This window comes from Candidatus Phytoplasma fabacearum (assembly GCF_030586805.1).
Lineage (GTDB): Bacteria > Bacillota_I > Bacilli_A > Acholeplasmatales > Acholeplasmataceae > Phytoplasma > Phytoplasma fabacearum.
Genome location: NZ_JAOSIM010000047.1, coordinates 1 through 1,531, shown reverse-complemented (window position 1 = coordinate 1,531; position 1,531 = coordinate 1). Strand labels below are relative to the sequence as shown.

1 protein-coding gene and 1 pseudogene are annotated in these 1,531 nt (G+C 28.0%); both read right to left on the bottom strand.

Going from position 1 to position 1,531, the window contains the following annotated elements; all coding sequences use genetic code 11:
* Positions 1-114: 114 nt before the first annotated feature.
* A pseudogene (locus tag OC705_RS02505) lies at positions 115-606 on the bottom strand (HD domain-containing protein); the annotation flags it as partial.
* Positions 607-1,059: 453 nt separating this feature from the next.
* Positions 1,060-1,437: a hypothetical protein gene (locus OC705_RS02500; protein WP_304514065.1), complete on the bottom strand. Its 378-nt coding sequence runs from the start codon at positions 1,435-1,437 to the stop codon at positions 1,060-1,062.
* Positions 1,438-1,531: the final 94 nt, after the last annotated feature.

The window sequence follows — 1,531 nt, the reverse complement described above, 5'->3', positions numbered from 1 at the left end:
GCAATCCGCTTTTATGGTCTGCTGTAATCCGTCATTCTTTCGTTTGACTGACCAACCATATCCCTTCAGGGTTTATCTTCCCTGGCTATTGGTTAGATAGCACGAAATTTAGGCCTCTTTGGCGCCCACTTCGGAAACATCATATTTAAAATTTTTATCTATTTTATCTAATATAGAAACAATTTCCTTATCATTAATAATCATTTGAATAGTCTTTTCTTCATGATTAATACCGAAAACTCGTTCAAAAATATGAGAATAAGAACTATGTCCGATATCATGCAATAAAGAAGCAACTAATAAAATTAATTTATTTCTTAAAGAAAATTTTTTTTCTATTAACTGAAATTTATGAAATTCTAAAAAACGTCTAGATAATTCATAAACACCTAAACTATGAGTAAAACGTGAATGTTCAGCACCAGGAAAAACCATATGAACACATCCTAATTGCTTAATACGTCTTAATCTCTGAAAAAGACGAGTATTAATTAACTCTTCTAAAAATAAATATTCTAAATAGATATAACCATAAACAGGATCTTTAATAACTTCAATTTTTTTAAATTTTCTTGGTTCTTCTGACCAAAACGATTCTAAAATCACAAATAAAAACTCTTTCTTCTATATAAATTCTATATAAAAAATCTTTTTACTTTCTTTTTTACTTTCTTTTAAAAAATAATTCTTTTAATACTGAATTATTATTTAAAAATATTTAAAATAAATATCAAAAATTATTTCTAAAAAATTATATAAATAGACATAAATACATAGTTTTTAAGAATAAACATTAAAATAAAAATATTTAATATTTAAAATTTACTTAAAATAAATCACTTATAATTATTTAAATTTTATTGAAAAAATTTATATAATTTTAATTTACTTTGTGTTACAAATTATACGGATAGATTAATTGCGTTTTATTCAGCGGTTTATCTTTGCTGTTTTATTTACAATCAGCCCCCGTCCAAACCGGACAAGCAAGTTTCCCAGCATCCGGATTTCCATAATTCACTCTCTTTCGAGAACTAATTTCTCCTCGCGGTTGATTAGTTATTTATTCTTATTGTTCTTATTCTTTCTGATATCATGTATTTGTTGATTGGTTATCTTCCGATGACAATCTTTACACAATACCTTTGTTCTTTTATTCATGATACTTTGGTAATGCGCATTGCGAATTGTCCCAATGTGATGAATTTGAAGTTGGGTTGTTTTGTCGCAATTCTCACAATGTTCCGCTTTTAGACGGTCAGTTAGATGGATACGACCTTGGAATATAAATCTATTTATGGTAATGTCCGGGTTTCCCTTATAGTTACGCATTTTTTTAATTTTGTCCCAAGAGTAAAAATTCCATGGTTCGTATTGGGTTTCCCTTTTATTAAGATAAGAAATCCCCCAAGTTGACCCTATATTAAGTTTATTCATTCCCTGCTGGAGTTCTCTTTTCAGAGAGTAGCCATTTGATGAACAATATTGAATTCTATTCGATGTTCGTGAAAAGTTTAGTTTCTGGTGAAAC